The sequence below is a fragment of the Acidimicrobiia bacterium genome (assembly GCA_030584185.1).
Classification (GTDB): domain Bacteria; phylum Actinomycetota; class Acidimicrobiia; order Spongiisociales; family UBA11373.
Genome location: CP129495.1, coordinates 1,726,411 through 1,742,257, shown reverse-complemented (window position 1 = coordinate 1,742,257; position 15,847 = coordinate 1,726,411). Strand labels below are relative to the sequence as shown.

The 15,847-nt window shown below is 69.5% G+C and carries 19 protein-coding genes; 4 read left to right on the top strand and 15 right to left on the bottom strand.

The features are described 5' to 3' along the window. From QY307_09015 to QY307_09000, 4 genes are read right to left on the bottom strand one after another with little or no spacing between them, the layout of a single operon-like run. Nucleotides 1–303: a PDGLE domain-containing protein gene (locus tag QY307_09015; protein WKZ82213.1), complete on the bottom strand. Its 303-nt coding sequence runs from the start codon at nt 301–303 to the stop codon at nt 1–3. After that, nucleotides 300–950: an energy-coupling factor ABC transporter permease gene (locus QY307_09010; protein ID WKZ82212.1), complete on the bottom strand. Its 651-nt coding sequence runs from the start codon at nt 948–950 to the stop codon at nt 300–302. Before QY307_09010 ends, QY307_09015 begins: the two co-directional genes overlap by 4 nt. A gap of 33 nt (nt 951–983) precedes the next feature. Further along, nucleotides 984–1,412, bottom strand: coding sequence for a Fur family transcriptional regulator (locus tag QY307_09005; GenBank protein ID WKZ82211.1), 429 nt, complete (start codon nt 1,410–1,412; stop codon nt 984–986). Between the two features lie 55 nt (nt 1,413–1,467). Beyond that, nucleotides 1,468–2,019 (bottom strand): CoA pyrophosphatase, encoded by a 552-nt coding sequence (locus tag QY307_09000; GenBank protein ID WKZ82210.1) that lies wholly within the window; start codon nt 2,017–2,019, stop codon nt 1,468–1,470. A 32-nt stretch (nt 2,020–2,051) separates the two neighbouring features. On the opposite strand from QY307_09000, the gene QY307_08995 reads away from it, so the two are divergent. Beyond that, nucleotides 2,052–2,654, top strand: coding sequence for a GNAT family protein (locus tag QY307_08995; GenBank protein ID WKZ82209.1), 603 nt, complete (start codon nt 2,052–2,054; stop codon nt 2,652–2,654). 75 nt (nt 2,655–2,729) lie between these two features. On the opposite strand, the gene groL is transcribed toward QY307_08995, so the two are convergent. The 10 genes from groL to QY307_08945 all read right to left on the bottom strand — a co-directional run bounded on the left by groL (nt 2,730) and on the right by QY307_08945 (nt 11,464). After that, a complete protein-coding gene (groL, locus tag QY307_08990; protein ID WKZ82208.1) occupies nt 2,730–4,361 on the bottom strand; it encodes a chaperonin GroEL in 1,632 nt (543 codons plus the stop codon). A 22-nt stretch (nt 4,362–4,383) separates the two neighbouring features. Beyond that, nucleotides 4,384–4,695: a co-chaperone GroES gene (gene groES, locus QY307_08985; protein WKZ82207.1), complete on the bottom strand. Its 312-nt coding sequence runs from the start codon at nt 4,693–4,695 to the stop codon at nt 4,384–4,386. A gap of 131 nt (nt 4,696–4,826) precedes the next feature. Beyond that, nucleotides 4,827–5,834, bottom strand: coding sequence for a tRNA (adenosine(37)-N6)-threonylcarbamoyltransferase complex transferase subunit TsaD (gene tsaD, locus QY307_08980; GenBank protein WKZ82206.1), 1,008 nt, complete (start codon nt 5,832–5,834; stop codon nt 4,827–4,829). After that, on the bottom strand, nt 5,831–6,325 hold the full coding sequence (gene rimI / locus QY307_08975) for a ribosomal protein S18-alanine N-acetyltransferase (protein WKZ82205.1): 495 nt from the start codon (nt 6,323–6,325) through the stop codon (nt 5,831–5,833). The genes tsaD and rimI overlap by 4 nt, the downstream gene beginning before the upstream one ends. Beyond that, complete coding sequence (gene tsaB / locus QY307_08970) at nt 6,316–7,020, bottom strand: tRNA (adenosine(37)-N6)-threonylcarbamoyltransferase complex dimerization subunit type 1 TsaB (GenBank protein ID WKZ82204.1); 705 nt, start codon at nt 7,018–7,020, stop codon at nt 6,316–6,318. Before tsaB ends, rimI begins: the two co-directional genes overlap by 10 nt. Beyond that, entirely contained in the window at nt 7,017–7,469 is a 453-nt protein-coding gene (tsaE, locus tag QY307_08965) for a tRNA (adenosine(37)-N6)-threonylcarbamoyltransferase complex ATPase subunit type 1 TsaE (GenBank protein WKZ82203.1), read from the bottom strand. The genes tsaB and tsaE overlap by 4 nt, the downstream gene beginning before the upstream one ends. Further along, entirely contained in the window at nt 7,466–8,077 is a 612-nt protein-coding gene (locus tag QY307_08960; protein WKZ82202.1) for a uracil-DNA glycosylase, read from the bottom strand. The genes tsaE and QY307_08960 overlap by 4 nt, the downstream gene beginning before the upstream one ends. Beyond that, nucleotides 8,074–8,964, bottom strand: a complete 891-nt coding sequence (locus QY307_08955; GenBank protein ID WKZ82201.1) for a P1 family peptidase — start codon at nt 8,962–8,964, stop codon at nt 8,074–8,076. Before QY307_08955 ends, QY307_08960 begins: the two co-directional genes overlap by 4 nt. After that, the gene (gene alr / locus QY307_08950; protein WKZ82200.1) at nt 8,961–10,055 is read right to left on the bottom strand and encodes an alanine racemase; all 1,095 of its coding nucleotides are present in this window, start codon (nt 10,053–10,055) and stop codon (nt 8,961–8,963) included. Before alr ends, QY307_08955 begins: the two co-directional genes overlap by 4 nt. Next, nucleotides 10,052–11,464 carry an NAD(P)H-hydrate dehydratase gene (locus QY307_08945; GenBank protein ID WKZ82199.1) on the bottom strand — a complete coding sequence of 471 codons (1,413 nt, stop codon included), beginning with the start codon at nt 11,462–11,464 and terminating at the stop codon, nt 10,052–10,054. Before QY307_08945 ends, alr begins: the two co-directional genes overlap by 4 nt. A gap of 86 nt (nt 11,465–11,550) precedes the next feature. On the opposite strand from QY307_08945, the gene QY307_08940 reads away from it, so the two are divergent. Genes QY307_08940 through acpS form a run of 3 tightly spaced genes read left to right on the top strand, consistent with a single transcriptional unit; the run spans nt 11,551 to nt 13,967 of the window. Further along, complete coding sequence (locus tag QY307_08940; protein ID WKZ82198.1) at nt 11,551–12,663, top strand: META domain-containing protein; 1,113 nt, start codon at nt 11,551–11,553, stop codon at nt 12,661–12,663. Between the two features lie 24 nt (nt 12,664–12,687). After that, complete coding sequence (locus tag QY307_08935) at nt 12,688–13,563, top strand: DUF368 domain-containing protein (GenBank protein ID WKZ82197.1); 876 nt, start codon at nt 12,688–12,690, stop codon at nt 13,561–13,563. Nucleotides 13,564–13,592: 29 nt separating this feature from the next. Beyond that, nucleotides 13,593–13,967, top strand: a complete 375-nt coding sequence (gene acpS / locus QY307_08930) for a holo-ACP synthase (GenBank protein WKZ82196.1) — start codon at nt 13,593–13,595, stop codon at nt 13,965–13,967. Between the two features lie 10 nt (nt 13,968–13,977). Here acpS and glmS read toward each other — a convergent pair whose 3' ends face one another. After that, on the bottom strand, nt 13,978–15,804 hold the full coding sequence (glmS, locus tag QY307_08925; protein ID WKZ82195.1) for a glutamine--fructose-6-phosphate transaminase (isomerizing): 1,827 nt from the start codon (nt 15,802–15,804) through the stop codon (nt 13,978–13,980). Nucleotides 15,805–15,847: the final 43 nt, after the last annotated feature.

Sequence of the window (15,847 nt, the reverse complement as noted above, 5' to 3'; positions counted from 1 at the left end):
TCAGCCCTCCCGCGACGCGCTGCTCGGCCGCCTGCCACCGAGCAGCAGCCAGCCGACTCCGATGGTCGCCGACACGCCGACCAGCCCGGCGATGGCGGTGTCGAGGGCGGTGTGGCCGGTGAGGTCGTCGCCGTAGTCGGCAAGAGGCGTGTCGGCGAGGGCGTGATCACGAGCGGTGCCGGCGAAGCCCTCTTGCCCGGCCACGAACTCGAGGCCGTCGGGGGCATCGGAGGCCAGCTGACTCGCGCCGATGGCGACCCCGAGTGTCACCAGAAGGGCGGTGACGGCGAAGCGGCGGTTCACGCCCGCACCCTCGCGGGCTCTCCGAGCACCAGGTCGGGCCGGGAGGCGGCGACGGCGGCGACGACGAAGCCCGTGATCACGCCCTCGCCGATACCGATGAGAATGTGGGTGCCGAGCATCGCCGCGGTCACCGCGCCGAGCGAGACCTCGGCCACCCCGCCCATGGCGAACTGTGCCACGAAGCCGAGGGCACTCAGCGGAACCGAGACGAAGGCGGCGACGGCGGCGAGTGCCGCCACCGGAGCCCGGCGAAGCACCGACCGCAGGAGGCGGAACACCCCGTATCCGCCGAGTCCGCCGATGAGAGCCATGTTGGTGATGTTCAGCCCGATGGCGGTGAGTCCGCCGTCGGCGAACAGCATCGACTGCACCACCAGGACGATGCCTACCACCACCACCCCGGTCGAAGGGCCGACGAACACGCAGGCGAGCACACCGCCGAGGAGATGTCCGCTCATGCCGGCGATGACGGGGAAGTTGACCATCTGGGCGGCGAAGACGAAGGCGGCGGTGAGGGCGGCGAGGGGGACGTGGCGGTCCTCCAGGACCCGGCGGGCGCGCCTCACCGAAGCGCCGAATCCGCCTGCCGCCACCAGGCCGAAGCCGGCCGATGTGGCACCGTTCACGATGCCGTCGGGAATGTGCATCGGATCTTCCTGCGACTGACTCGCAACAGGATATCAGGCGCCGGCGGCGATGCAGGCGGCACAGGTGCCGGAGACGGCGAAGTGGGTGGGATCGGGCACGAAGCCGGTGCGGGCGGTCATCTCGCCGAGGCTGAGCCGGATGACATCCATGTCGACCTCCACCGCCACTCCACAGCTGGAGCACACCAGATGTTGGTGTGGTGGCTCGTCGGCGAAGTGATAGACGGCGGGCCCATGGCCCAGATGGCTGTGGGTGACAACGCCTACCGCCTCGAGCGTGTCCAGGGTCCGGTAGACGGTGGCCGGATCCACCTTGCCGGCGAGAGTCTCCGTGATGGATGGAGCGGTCAGATGACATTGGTGATTCGAGGCGAGAACGGTCAGGACGTGCCGCCGCGGCCCGGTGATCCTCAGCCCCGAGGAGCGCAGACGATCGGCGAGCATCTCCCATGTGACGTGCACGGCCCCAGCCTACGGCCCACACCTGTGCTGTCCGGGAGGAACGGCCAGACCCCGGTCAGGACTCGATCCGCCGGAAGTACTCGAGGAGGTCGCGCACCATGAATGCGGTGGCCCCCCAGAGCACGCCCTCGGGGAACTCGAAGAACCACATCTTCCGACCCGGCCCCCAACTGCGACTCACCCACCTGTCGTCGTCGAGCAGATCATCCACCAGCGGCTCGATGATCGCCGACACCTCCCCCGGCTGCGGGACCAGGCGCTCGGGTCGCTGGACCCGGGCCACCACGGGGGCGATCATCATGGTCACCGAACGAGCATGCACCGGGGTCAATCCGCCGAGGACCTCGACGATGCTGCTGCGCGGCAGGCCGACCTCCTCGGAGGCCTCGCGCATCGCCGCAGCCACCGGGTCGGCATCGCCCGGCTCGATCGTGCCTCCGGGAAACACCACGTCCCCGGGGTGGGCGCGCATGTCGTCGGGGCGCCGGGTCATTATCAGGCGAAGGCGCCCGGCATCCTCGTAGATCGGCACCAACACGGCGGCGCGTACCTCGTCACCGGGCGGAACCGGAGGCAGCGCGGAGAGTGCCTCCCAGGAAGCAACCATCGGCGCATGGTACGGCGATAGGCTCGGCCGCAATGCTGCGGTCCGTTCCCACCAGGGCGAGGGTCACCCCCCGCCTGGAGCTTCGCCCCTTCAGGAGGCGAGACATCGACCCCATGGTCGAAGCGGTGGAGGAGTCATGGCAGGACCTCGCCGCCTGGCTGCCCTGGGCCCACGCCGGCTACGGTCGCCCCGAGGCGGCGCGCTTCGTGCGCGACTCTGCCGCGGCCTGGTCGGAGGGCCGCGCCTACGACCTGGCAATCCGGGGCTCCGACCTGCCCGGTCACCTGGGGAACATCTCGATCTGGCCGCTGTCGCGCCGCGAGCGATCGGGGGAGGTCGGCTACTGGGTGCGCTCGTCGGCGGCCGGCCACGGCATCGGAACCGAGGCCGCCGCCCGGATACTGCAGATGGGCTTCGAGGAGCTGCGAATGCACCGGATCACCCTTCGTATCGCCGCAGGCAACCGCGCCAGTGAGAGGATCGCCGAGAAGCTCGGCTTCGTGCGCGAGGGCCTGCTGCGACGCGAAGTCCACGTCCACGGTGTGTGGATGGACCACGGCCTGTGGGCACTCCTCGAGGACGAGTACCGCACCGAGCACACCCGGTGGGTCGATCGGGGCTGGCTCGAGCCGTAGCCTCCCGCAACGCTTCCAAACGAGAGGGGGCGGGCCCATGCCCGCCCCCTTCCGTGATCGATCGGCTCGATTCGTCTAGAAGTCCATGTCCCCGCCGCCGTGAGGCATGGCGGGAGCAGGCTTGTCTTCCTTCTTCTCGGCGATGATCGCCTCGGTCGTGATCAGCAGCGATGCCACCGAGGCGGCGTTCTGCAGCGTTGACCGGGTCACCTTTGCCGGGTCGGCGATCCCGGCCTTCACCAGGTCGACGTACTCACCGGTGGCGGCGTTGAAGCCGTCGGACCCGGTCAGGGTCCTGACACGCTCCACGATCACGCCACCCTCGTAACCGGCGTTGAAGGCGATCTGGCGCATCGGCTCTTCGAGAGCCTTGCGCACCAGCATGCGCCCCGTCTTCTCATCGGGGGTGCCGCCCCGCATCTTGTCGATCGCCTCCTGCGCCCGGAGCAGGGCCACGCCGCCGCCGGCGACGATGCCCTCCTCCACCGCGGCGCGGGTCGCCTGGATGGCATCCTCGATGCGATGCTTCTTCTCCTTCAGCTCCACCTCGGTGGCGGCGCCGACCTTGATGACCGCAACGCCACCTGCCAGCTTGGCGAGCCGCTCCTGGAGCTTCTCGCGGTCCCAGTCCGAGTCGGAGTTCTCGATCTCACGACGGATCTGCTTGATACGAGCGTCGACATCGCCCTTGGATCCGGCGCCCTCGACGATGGTGGTGTTGTCCTTGCTGACGACCACCTTGCGGGCCTTGCCCAGCATGTCGACGGTGACGCCATCCAGCTTCAGGCCGACCTCCTCGGAGATCACGGTGGCACCGGTGAGGATGGCGATGTCCTGCAGCATGGCCTTGCGACGCTCGCCGAAACCGGGAGCCTTCACCGCCACCGAGGAGAACGTGCCGCGCAGACGGTTGACCACCAGGGTCGCCAGGGCCTCGCCCTCGACGTCCTCGGCGATTATCGCCAGCGGCTTGCCAGCCTGCATCACCTTCTCCAGCACCGGGAGCAGATCGTGCACCGCGGTCACCTTGCCGTTGACGATCAACACGTAGGCATCCTGGAGGACGGCCTCCTGTCGGTCGGCGTCGGTGATGAAGTACGGCGAGATGTAGCCCTTGTCGAACTGCATTCCCTCGGTGAACTCGAGATCGATCCCGAAGGTCTGGCTGTCCTCGACCGTGATCACACCCTCGTTGCCCACCTTCTTCATCGCCTCGGCCAGCTTCTCGCCCACCAGGGCGTCGGCTGCCGAGTTGGCGGCGACGAAGGCGATCTTCTCGCTGTCCTTGGCATCGATCGGGCTGGCGGTGGTGGCGATGAAGTCGACCACCTTCTCCACGGCGTCGGCGATGCCGCGACGGAGCTCCATCGGGTTGGCCCCGGCGGCGACGTTGCGCAGACCCTCGTGGACCATGGCCTGGATCAGGACCGTTGCCGTGGTGGTGCCGTCACCGGCCACGTCGTTGGTCTTGGTGGCCACTTCCTTGGCGAGCTGGGCGCCCATGTTCTCCCATGGGTCGTCGAGCTCGATCTCCTTGGCGATGGTGTATCCGTCGTTCGTGATCGTGGGGGAGCCCCACTTCTTCTCGAGGACGACGTTGCGGCCCTTGGGGCCGAGCGTCACCTTGATCACGTTCGCCAGCTTGTCGACGCCGGCTTCGAGGCCGCGGCGGGCCTCCTCGTTGAACCGAAGTTCCTTTGCGCTCATTCGTTCACTTCCTCCTGAGGACTCAGCGGATGACGGCCAGGACGTCGCGGGATGACAGGATGAGGTACTCGGTTCCCTCGAACTTGACCTCGGTCCCGCCGTACTTCGAGTAGACGACCGTGTCGCCGACCTCGATGTCGAGCGGAACGCGCTCTCCGTCCTGGTAGTCGCCGGGGCCTACGGCGACGACGTCGCCGAGCTGCGGCTTCTCCTTGGCGGTATCCGGGATCACCAGGCCGCTGGGCGTCCTCATGTCCGTCTCCTCCCGGGGCTTGACCGCGACGCGGTCGCCCAGGGGCTGCAGCTTGACCTTCTTGGCGGTTGCTGTTGCCATGTGACGAATCTCCTCCTTCATTGGCACTCGTCGGCTACGATTGCCAAGGCTAGCAGTCGGGAACGCGGAGTGCTAGTCGACCGGCCCGAAGATGAGCGCCATCGACTCAGGTTTCTTGGGAAGGATGCCCTTCAGCCACCCAACCGCAGCGAAGGATCCACTTCGCAGCGATGCGGGGTCGTTTCTCCCCTTGCCAAGCGGAAGGCGGCAGCGGCGGCGATCATCGCCCCGTTGTCGGTGCACAGCGCCGGTGACGGCAGGAACAGGTCGAGACCGCGGCGGCCGCACTCATCCGAGAGTCGCTGCCTCAGCCTTCTGTTGGCCAGGACCCCTCCCCCGCCGCCCACGGCGGGGGAACCGGTCTGCTCGGCGGCGTTCATGGTCTTGTCGACGAGCACGTCGACGATCGCCTCCTGGATGGCGGCGGCGAGGTCGGGCATCGGGGGCAGCGTCCCCTCGGAGTGGCGCCTGCGAACGAACTCCACCACGGCGGTCTTGAGACCGGAGAAGGAGAAATCGGTGGGTCGGTCTGGTATCGCCCTGGGGAAGGACACCGATGACGGATCGCCGCCCTCGGCCTCCCGATCGATGGCGGGGCCGCCGGGGTAGCCCAGGCCAAGGAACCTCGCCAGCTTGTCGAACGCCTCGCCGGCGGCGTCGTCGATGGTGGCCCCCACCACCTCGTACTCGCCCCAGGAGCGCATGTGGACGATCTGGCTGTGCCCGCCCGAGGCCAACAGCACCACCGCCGGTGGCTGGAACCCGTCGTGCTCCAGGCGGGGAGCGAACAGATGCCCCTCCATGTGGTCTATCCCGACGAACGGCTTCCCCAGCGCCCACGCCAGCGCCTTTCCATAGGAGAACCCGACCATGAGCGCCCCGGCGAGGCCCGGACCGCGGGTGGCGGCAACGGCGTCGAGGTCCATCTGATGCACCCCGGCGTCCCGCAGCGCCTTGTGGGTGAGGGATCGGATCGCCTCGACGTGCGCCCTGGCCGCCACCTCGGGCACCACGCCGCCGAACCGGGCGTGCTCGTCCACCTGCGACGAGAGCACGTTGGAGAGGACCGTGCCGTCGCGAACGACGGCGGCCGCCGTCTCGTCACAAGAGGTCTCCAGCCCGAGGATGGTGAGGCTCATGCCGAACCCCGGATGGAGTCGATGCGGGCTCGATACTCGGGGCCGGCGGCGTCCACGACCCACATGATGATCGCGTCCTCGTCCCGGTAGTAGCCGGGACGGGTGCCCACCTCGACGAACCCGAAACGCTCGTAGAGGGTGCGGGCGGCTGTGTTCGAGGGTCGAACCTCGAGCGTCAGGCTCTGCACGCCGCGTTTCAGGGCCACCTCGACCATGCCCAGCATCAGCCGGGTACCCAACCGACGGCGGCGGTCTTCCGGGGCGACGGCGATCGTCATCACGTGGGCGTCCTCCTCGATGATCATGATCCCGCCGTAGCCGGCGACCCGGCCCCCGTCCTCGACAACCAGATAGAGCCTGCTCGGCTGGACGATCTCCTCGAAGAACGCAGCCGCCGACCACGGGTCGGGGAAGGAGGCCGCCTCGAGCTCGGTGACTCCGGCCACGTCGGCGGCGGTCATCGGCCGTACCACCGGGGCGGTCACCGCCATGGCCCCTCCTCCCGGTAGTCGGACCAGTTGATGGCCACGTCCGGCTCGCGCATGTAGAGCGGGCGCACATCGTCGGGGTGAGGAGCCTCGCCGCGGGCGGCGAGACCCCGGGCGATCTCGTGGACCGATGCCGCAGAAGGATGCCGTGGCCGGCCGGTCTTGATGGCATGCAGGCCGAGCAGGGTCCCGTCGGGCAGTGCCTGCCACTCGCCGACGACCAGCCCCTCGGACGGGTCGCTCTCCAACATCGCCCGAAAGGCCTCCGGCGTGCACAGTTCGGCGACGCCGTCGCGCAGGACACCGCCGGGCACGGGCTGGTAGGGGCCGGCCGCCACCTCGCCGCGGCGAACGTCCACCACCGCCCAGATGCGGCGATGACCGGTCCTCGCCTCCAGGGCGACGGCATCCAGCGAGGTCACCGGGAACAGGGGGACGCCGGCAGCCACCGCCAACGCCTGGGCGGTGGCCAGCCCGGCGCGGATCCCGGAGAACAGGCCCGGCCCGACATCGACGGCGACGGCATCGATCTCGTCGGGCAGCCATCCCGCCTGCTCGAAACAGAATTCGAGTGCCGGCACCATGAACCCGACGTGACCCCGACGATCGACCCGTCGTGCCGCGGCCACGATGCCGGAAGCATCGCCGAGAGCCACCGAGGACGCCGCCGTGGCCGTCTCGATGGCGACGATCCTCATGACAGCACCTCGTGGAGAGGGCGATCGATCCATGTTCCGTGCGGCACCAGTTCCACGATGCGGGCCCCCTCGGACCCGACCTCGATACTCACCAGAAGGTGATCCTCGCCGAACGACTGCTCGGCGGCCTGCCCCCACTCGACCACCAGGACGCCGTCCCCCGCCTCCGTGTCCAGATCCAGATCCTCGATCTCGGCCCAGGAGCCGACCCGATAGATGTCGACGTGGACCATCGGCATCAACCCCGAGTAACGCCGTGCCAGGACGAAGGTGGGACTCACCACCGGATCGTCCACGCCCAGCCCCTCTCCCAGTCCCCCGGCGAACACGGTCTTTCCGGCGCCGAGATCGCCGGCGAGGAGTACGACGTCTCCGGGGCGCAACAGCCCGGCAAGGCGACGGCCCAGTGCCCGGGTGTCGGCCTCGGTGGCGCATTCGGCGCGGATCATGAGAACAGCCCCAACTGCTCGCCGTCCCCTTCCGAGCCCGGAGGAGGCTCGTCCTGCAACAGCCCGGCGACGATGGCGAGATCCTGTCGCATCTGGTCGAGCACTCGCTCACCGGACCGCAGGGCGGCAGCCGGGTGGAAGGTGGGGACCAGATGCCTCCGCCACCACGGGTACACCTGGCCCCGCAGGCGGGTGATCCCCACATCCCTCCTGAGCAGGAGACGGGTGGCGAAGTTACCCAGCGTCACCACGACCCGAGGATCGACCAGCTCGATCTGGCGGCGGAGAAAGTGCTTGCACGCCTCGATCTCGTCGGGCTGTGGGTCGCGATTGCCCGGCGGGCGGCACTTGAGCACGTTGGCGATGTAGACATCCTGACGCTGCAGCCCGATCTCGCCGAGCAACCCGTCGAGCAGCCTCCCCGCTGCACCGACGAATGGAACCCCCATCCTGTCCTCGTTGGCTCCCGGCGCCTCACCGATGAGCATCAGGTCGGCACCCTCGCCGCCATCGGCGAACACCACGCTGGTGCGGGTCTCCGCCAGGCGGCAGTCGGTGCAAGACGAGGCTGCGGCCGCCAGGGAAGTCAGATCGGCGAATGCGGTCATCCGACCACCCCCGCCGGTGCTGACCGCATCGCCGCCTCGATCGCCCGCCCGACCACCCGGAAGGTGGCCACACCGAGGGCGTCCGGATCGGCCTCCATCCCTCCGCAGGACACCACGAAGGCGGCGTCCCCGTCGTAGCGTGTGTGGCTGGGCCGGAGGCATACCGCCAGGGCGTCGTGCGCCTGGACGGCAAGCCGGGAGAGGGCGGTGCGGTCGAGCCTGGCGTCGGTGGCCACGACCACCAAGGTGGTGCTCTCCAGGGGACGAGGGGCCACCGGCGGGCCTTCGGGAACCAGCACACCGCCGGTGAGCGGCTCCCCCTCCAGGGTGAACACGTCACCGACGGCGTTGACCACTGCAAGGGCACCCACCGTCGCCCTGCCCACGGGCTCGGAGTGGGAACCGACCCCACCCCTCCTTCGATGGTCGAACCCCCGCCATCCGGCGACCGTGGCCCCGGTACCCGCCCCCACCGATCCCATGACCACGGGCTCCGTCGTCGCCGCCCGGTAGGCGGCGGCACCGGCAGCGGCATCGGGACGGGATCGTCGATCACCGACACCGAGGTCGAAGATGATCGCTGCCGGAACGATCGGGACCACGCCGGCGAACGTGGGGTGGCCCCGGCCCTCGGCCTCCAGGGCGGACACCACGCCGTCTGCGGCGGCCAGCCCGAAGGCGGAGCCGCCGGCGAGCACGATCGCCTGCACCGACTCCACCTTCATCCCCGGGGCGAGGAGTGCTGTCTCTCGGGTTCCCGGTGCAGCCCCGCGTACTTCAACCCCGGTGACGTTGGGCTCGGGCGGAACCACGACGGTCACCCCGGTGAGTCCGACGGGGTCGGTCCAGTGGCCGACACGAACACCGGGGACGGCGGTGAGGGTCACCCCAGGTACCGTCGGGGAAGTCTGGGGCCGAAGCCGCACACCACCTCCCAGTTGATGGTTCCGAGGCGCTGCGCCCACTCGTCGGCGGTGATCTCGGCATCTCCCTGTCGGCCCAGCAGGACGACCTCGTCGCCGATGGCGACCGGGTCGTCACCCAGGTCGACGAGGGCCTGATCCATGGTGATGGTCCCGGCGAACGGATACCGGCGGCCCCGGATGATCACCTCGCCGCCGTTGTGCGAGAGTGCCCGCCTCACCCCGTCGGCGTACCCGATGGGCACGGTGGCGATAGTCGAGTCGGTGGCCAGCGGTCGGATCCGTCCGTAGGAGGGGCGCTCCCCGGCTCGGTGCCGGGCGAGGTGCCCCACCCGGCTCACCACCCGCATCGCCGACCGCAGATCGATCTCGGGGGCGTACCCCGGCGCCGGGCGAAGCCCATAGGTCCCGATACCCACGCGAGCGAGATCGAGCCGGGCGGCGGGGAGGCCCAGGGCACCGGCGGTGTTGGCGGCGTGCAGCATCTCCGGGGCAGCGCCGGCGAGACGGAGGCGGGCGGCGACGTCGAGGAGCGTGGCCACCTGGCCACGGGTGAACTCATGATCGGCCTCGGCGACGGGAAAGTGGGTCCACAGCCCCTCCAGACGCAGGCGAGAGGCGGCGACGGCGGTGGCCAGCGACACCGCGGTCTCAGGCGTGGCGCCCACACGGTGCATCCCGGTGTCCACCTTGACGTGTACCGGATGGCCGTCGGGGGCAACCGCAACCAATGCCTCGAGAAACGACTCGCGGTACACGGTGGGTGTGAGGTCCCAGCGCACGACCTCGCCGGCATCGCCGGCTTCCGGCTCCGAGAGCAGGAGTATCGGACCTTCGATCCCCGCTTCGCGCAGTCCGGCACCCTCCGAGACCAGCGCCACGGCCAGCATCGAGGCCCCCGCTTCGAGTGCAGCCGCCGCCACCGGGACGTCGCCGTGCCCGTAGCCGTCGGCCTTGACCACGGCGCAGAGTCTCGACGGGGCGATGGCCGCAGCCATCTCGGTCACGTTGTGTCGGATGGCGTCGAGATCCACCTCCACCCAAGACGGCCTCACCAAGCCCACCTCCCGATCTCGCCCATGAGCCGCGGAGCGGTGACGGTAGTTGTCTCCGCCAGCCTGCGGCCCGCCCTCCCGTGCCGGTGGGCGGCGGCGCGAGCGGCATCCTCGGGCGGCATCCCTCGCGCCATCAGGGCGGCCACCATCCCGGCCAGGACATCACCCGTGCCGATCGTGGCGAGATCCCTGGTGCCTGAGGTCACGACCCACCGCCGCGTGCCCATCACGAACGTGGGAGCACCCTTGAGCAGGACCACGGCCCCGGTCGAGGACGCCAGCCCGGCGGCGCTCTCGGGGATCGCCGCCTCTCCGGTCAAGGCGGTGAACTCGGCGGCGTGCGGGGTGATCACGGTCGCAGCGGGCCGCCCTGCCAGCATCGAGGGGGTGATCATGCGCAGGGCATCGGCGTCGATCACCATCGGTTTGGGCCAGCCCCGCATCAGGCTTTCGGCGAACCCGCCGCTCTCGGGCCCCAACCCGGGGCCGAGGAGCATCACGTCGAAGCGAGAGGCCCGTTCGAGGACTACGGGGGCGTCACCATCGTCGAAGGACTCGGCGTCCCCGACCGCCTCGGTGGTGAGGCCGGGATCCATCGCCGCCGCGAGCCCGCCCACTCCCCGCGGCACCAGAACCCGTACCGAGCCGGCGCCGAAGTGCAATGCGGCGCCTCCGGCGAGCACCGACGCTCCGACGATTCCCGGGGACCCACCGACCACCGCCACCGAACCGGCCGACCACTTGTGTGCTCGCGATGGCCGCTCCGGTACGCCGGCGTCTGCGTCCTCGCAGAGCAGCCACTCGGGGATCTCGCCGCCGAGGCCGATGTCTGCCACCTCCACCTCACCACACAGGTCGGGCCCGTCCCCCACCAAGTGGCCGGTCTTCAAGGCGTGGAAGGTAACCGTGCGCGACGCCCGGAACACGGGCCCCTGGGCCTCTCCGGTGAGCCCGTCCAGACCCGACGGGAGGTCCACCGCCAGGACCGGTACCTCCAGGCCCGTCCAGGACGCCACTGCGGTGGGCAGCGAGCCGCGGAACCCCGACCCGAACAGGGCGTCGACGATGAGGTCGCACTCATTCGTCTCGCCCAGCAGACGCACCGATACGCCGCTGCGAACGGCGGCGATGGCGGCGGCCCGTCTCGGTGAAGAGTCGCCTCTCGGGTAGCCGAGGGAGTGGACCACCACCTCGGCGCCGCGACGGCGAAGGTGTCGCGCCGCTACCCATCCGTCACCGCCGTTGTTCCCCGGGCCGGTGAGCACGGCGACGCGACGGCCGTACCCGGCGCCCATTCGGACCGCCGCCAGCGCCACCGCCAGACCGGCGCGTTCGAGGAGCAGGCGCCCCGGAGTCCCGGCGGCCTCGTCGAGGCGGGCCGACTCGGCAGGTGTGATCACCGGGCGCATGCCGTGGATCGTACGGCGCTCGGAGCGGGTGAGGCACCGCCGATGGTCCCGGGAACCGGCAGCGAGGCCGGCCCCGTCGAACCGGCATGAAACGCACCGCCCTCATCGCCTCCCTCGTCGTCGCATCGCTCGTACTCGCCTCCTGCGGCCAGGAGGACGACATGGGAGCGGGGAACCCTCTCGGCGACCGCACCTGGGTACTCACCTCGGGCTCGGTCGATGGGGTTTCCCTGCAGCCGATACCCGGACACGCCGTCACGCTGCGGGTCGACGATGGCACAGTGGCCGGGACCGCCGCCTGCAACCACTACGGAGGTCCCGTCTTTCTCGACGGAAGCGAGGTCTCCATCGGAGAGGGCGAGGGACTGGCCCGGACCGAGATGTGGTGCGAGGCGACGGGGGTGATGGACCTCGAAGCAGCGTTCCTCGACGCCCTGGTGCGCGTGCAGCAGGTGATCGCTTCCGGCGGAGGTGTGCTCCTGACCGGCGACGGCGTGGAGCTGCGGTTCGAGCCCGAGCCGTCGGCCGTGGACGCCTCCCTCACCGGTACCCACTGGACGCTGGACACGCTGGTCGACGGGGACTCCACCTCGACGCCGGCGGCATCGGCCTGGATCGTGTTCACCGAGGACGGCGCCGTGAGCGGTCACGACGGGTGCAACGGCTTCGGCGGCTCATACGACCCGGTTCTCGGGTTCACCGAGATCGTCGCCACCCTGATCGCCTGCGACGAGGCGATCATGAACCAGGAACGGCTGATGCTGGGCGTGCTCTCGGGCCCGGCTCATGTCTCGATCGCCGGCGACTCGCTGACCATCACCCACCCCTCGGGGAAGGCGCTACGACTCCTGGCCGTTGAGCCGGATGAGGTTGCTGCCCTGGCCGGCATTGAGTGGAACTTGGAGATGCTCGTCGACGGCGAGGTCGCCACGGCACCGGTGGCGCCCGCATTCCTGCTCTTCGACGCCGATGGCTCGTTCACGGGGAGCAGCGGCTGCAACCAGATCTCGGGGACCCTTGACGACGATCTCGGCTTCGGCCCGACGACTGCCACGGAGATGGCATGCGGGGAGGAGATCATGGCCCAGGAAGCGTTCGTGCTCACCGTGCTCGGCCAAGGCGCAGACCTCGACATCGACGGGGAGACCCTCACCATCCGGGGCCCGGCCGGCAAGAACCTTCAGTACCGCGCAGGTTGACCCTGCAGGGTTAGCCTGCCCCCGGTGAACCTCATCATCGATGTCGCCCGAGGATTCCTGATGGGCTCGGCCGACGTGGTGCCCGGGGTCTCCGGTGGCACCGTGGCCCTCGTGCTCGGCATCTACGAGCGCCTGGTCGCCTCCGTGCATCACGCCGCTTCGTCACTCGGGGCGCTGATCAGGGGGCGCTGGCAGGAGGCAGGGCGCCGCCTCGGAGCGGTCGAGTGGCGACTGCTGGTGCCGTTGCTATCCGGCATCGCGCTGGCGGTGCTCACCCTGTCCTCGCTGATCGACCGCATGCTCGAGGAGCAACCGGTCGAGACCGCCGCCCTCTTCTTCGGCCTCGTACTCGCCTCGATCCTGATCGCCTGGAGGCTGGTGGGCCGCTGGGACCTCGGACGGCTGGTGGTGCTGGCGGCGGTCGCCGTCGCGGCCTTCTTGCTCCTCGGGCTCCGACGGGGCGAGGTGGCGAATCCCGCGGCAGCCGCATTCTTCGTCGCCGGGGCGGTGGCGATAGTGGCGATGATCCTTCCGGGGATATCCGGGTCGTTCATCCTCCTCATGCTGGGGATGTACCAGCCGGTTCTGGATGCCGTGAACGACAGGCGGTTGGGCGTGATCTCGGTGTTCGTCGCCGGTGCCGCAATCGGCCTCTCGTCGTTCGCCACCGTTCTCGATCGACTCCTCCGCCATCATCACGACACCGTGATGGCAGCGCTGATCGGCCTGATGGCAGGCTCGCTTCGCGTCCTCTGGCCCTGGCCCGACGGAACCGCCACCGCCCGCCTGGCGGCGCCACAGGATCCACTCGCTCCCCTGCTGCTGGCTGCGCTGGGACTGGGCGTGGTCCTCGGGATCGGTTGGGTGTCGCGGGTGGGAGGGACGCCCCGGGCGCGATAGCCTGAGCCTGGCACAGCCAGGAGGGGTCGATGCGGATCATCGGACTGGGGGTCGACCTCGCCGAGATCGGGCGCGTCCGCCGGGTGCTCGACCGATACCCGAGGTTCGCCGAACGCTGCTTCACCGAGGCCGAACGCGATTACGCATTTCGGTTCGCCGCCCCCGAACGCCGCCTGGCAGCCCGGTTCGCCGGGAAGGAAGCGGTGATGAAGAGCCTGGGCAGCGGCTGGCGCCGCATTCGATGGCGCGACGTCGAGATCACCGGTGGTGGCAAGCCGACCGTGCGACTCCATCGGACCGCCGCCAGGCGGGCCGAGATGCTCGGAGTCACCGGCGTGGAGATCACCATCACCCACACCGATCGTGACGCCATGGTGTTCGCCATCGCCCTTGGCGAGCACTGATTGCCTGCGGCTACTCGACGGTGACGGACTTGGCCAGGTTGCGCGGCTGGTCGATGTCGTGCCCCCGCTCTGCAGCCAGGTGATAGGCGAGGAGCTGCAGGGGAACGATCGCCACCAACGGCGAGAGGATGTCGGGCACCCGCGGAACCCGCATCACCTCGTCGGCATGCTTCCCGATCTCGGAGTCGTCGTCGAAGGCCACTGCCACCACCTGCGCCCCCCGCGCCTTCACCTCTTGGATCGCGGAGACGGTCTTGTCATATGTCTCCCCCTGAGTGATCACGACCACCACAGGTGTGCCCGGAGTGACCAGGGCTAGCGTGCCGTGCTTCAGCTCACCGGCGGGCATCGCTTCGGAGTGCACATAGGAGATCTCCTTCATCTTCAGGGAGCCCTCCATGGCAACCGCATGATCCAGGCCCCGCCCGATGAAGAAGGCGTGCTCGTGCCCGGCAAGCCGCTTGGCCAGGGCCGCGATCGCCTGCTCGTTGCTCAGGGCCCCGTCGATCCGGGAGGGGATCGAGTGCAGCGCCCCGGTCAGCTCGGCGACGACCGCATCGGGGATCGACCGACGAGCCTGTCCGACGGACAGGGCCAACAGGTACTCGCCGACCAGCATGGTGAGGTAGGCCTTGGTCGAGGCGACGGCGATCTCCGGTCCGGCTCTCGTGTAGAGGACGTCGTCCGCCTCTCGGCTCAGCGTCGAGCCGACCACGTTGGTGAGTGCCAGCAGACGGGAGCCGAGGCTCTTGGCGAGCGTCGCCGCCGCCAGGGTGTCGGCGGTCTCCCCCGACTGGCTGATGGCGATGGTGAGGGTGCCCGGAGTGATCAGCGGGTGGGAGTAGCGAAGCTCATGGGCGTAGGCGACCTCTGTGGGGATGCGAAGCAGGCTCTCGAACACGTGCTTGCCCACCAGCCCGGCATGCAGCGCGGTTCCGCAGGCGGTGATCCACACCTTCTCCAGGCCGGCTGCGAAGCCGCCTGGAAAGGCGACGCCTTCGAGGTCCACCGACCCGTCGGCTTGGACCCGTCCGCTCAAGGTTTCGGTGGCGGCCCGGGACTGCTCATGGATCTCCTTGATCATGAAGTGTGGGAACCCGCCACGCTCTGCCTGCTCGGCGCTCCAGGTGATCTCCATCGGGGATCTCTCCACCCGCTCCCCGCCCAGGGTCTCGATGTGGAACGAGTTGGCGGTGATGTCGACGACCTCGCCGTTCTCGACGATGACGATCTGGCGCGTGTGCGGCAAGAGCGCCGGGACGTCGGAGGCGAGGAACATCTCACCGTCGCCGATCCCCACCACGAGTGGGGAGATCATCCTCACCGCCACCATGCGCCCCGGCTCGTTGCGGGCCATCGCCACCAGGGCGTAGGCGCCCTGAGCCCTGGCCACCGCCCGGCGAACCGCCTCCAGGAGATCGCCGTCGTACTCGGCGGCGACGAGGTGTGCGAGCACCTCGGTGTCGGTCTCGGAGCTGAAATCGGCACCTTCCTCCTCCAGCCCTTCTTTGAGCTCCAGAAAGTTCTCGATGATCCCGTTGTGCACGAGGACGATCTCTCCGTGCGGATCGGCGTGAGGGTGCGCGTTCCGGTCGCTGGGGGCGCCATGGGTCGCCCAGCGCGTGTGGCCGATCCCCCAGGTTCCCGAGAGCGGGTGCTGCTGGAGCAGGTCGTCGAGCCGGGCGAGCTTGCCCTCCGCCTTGGCGACCCCCAGGCGGTCCCCGTCGTGGACGGCGATACCCGCCGAGTCGTATCCGCGGTACTCGAGACGGCGAAGGCCGTCGACGACGATCGGGGACGCCTGACGCGGCCCCACGTAGCCCATGATTCCACACACGAGAGTGTCTCCCTTCGTCGGGAGACCGGAGCCGGGTGCGGGC

Bases quoted from the DNA above. Each gene is read 5' to 3' on its own strand.
- QY307_09010 (WKZ82212.1), bottom strand. From the start codon at position 950: ATGCACATTCCCGACGGCATCGTGAACGGTGCCACATCGGCCGGCTTC.
- QY307_09000 (WKZ82210.1), bottom strand. From the start codon at position 2,019: ATGGTTGCTTCCTGGGAGGCACTCTCCGCGCTGCCTCCGGTTCCGCCC.
- QY307_08995 (WKZ82209.1), top strand. From the start codon at position 2,052: ATGCTGCGGTCCGTTCCCACCAGGGCGAGGGTCACCCCCCGCCTGGAG.
- groL (WKZ82208.1), bottom strand. From the start codon at position 4,361: ATGAGCGCAAAGGAACTTCGGTTCAACGAGGAGGCCCGCCGCGGCCTC.
- groES (WKZ82207.1), bottom strand. From the start codon at position 4,695: ATGGCAACAGCAACCGCCAAGAAGGTCAAGCTGCAGCCCCTGGGCGAC.
- tsaD (WKZ82206.1), bottom strand. From the start codon at position 5,834: ATGAGCCTCACCATCCTCGGGCTGGAGACCTCTTGTGACGAGACGGCG.
- rimI (WKZ82205.1), bottom strand. From the start codon at position 6,325: ATGGCGGTGACCGCCCCGGTGGTACGGCCGATGACCGCCGCCGACGTG.
- tsaB (WKZ82204.1), bottom strand. From the start codon at position 7,020: ATGAGGATCGTCGCCATCGAGACGGCCACGGCGGCGTCCTCGGTGGCT.
- tsaE (WKZ82203.1), bottom strand. From the start codon at position 7,469: ATGATCCGCGCCGAATGCGCCACCGAGGCCGACACCCGGGCACTGGGC.
- QY307_08960 (WKZ82202.1), bottom strand. From the start codon at position 8,077: ATGACCGCATTCGCCGATCTGACTTCCCTGGCGGCCGCAGCCTCGTCT.
- QY307_08945 (WKZ82199.1), bottom strand. From the start codon at position 11,464: ATGCGCCCGGTGATCACACCTGCCGAGTCGGCCCGCCTCGACGAGGCC.
- QY307_08940 (WKZ82198.1), top strand. From the start codon at position 11,551: ATGAAACGCACCGCCCTCATCGCCTCCCTCGTCGTCGCATCGCTCGTA.
- acpS (WKZ82196.1), top strand. From the start codon at position 13,593: ATGCGGATCATCGGACTGGGGGTCGACCTCGCCGAGATCGGGCGCGTC.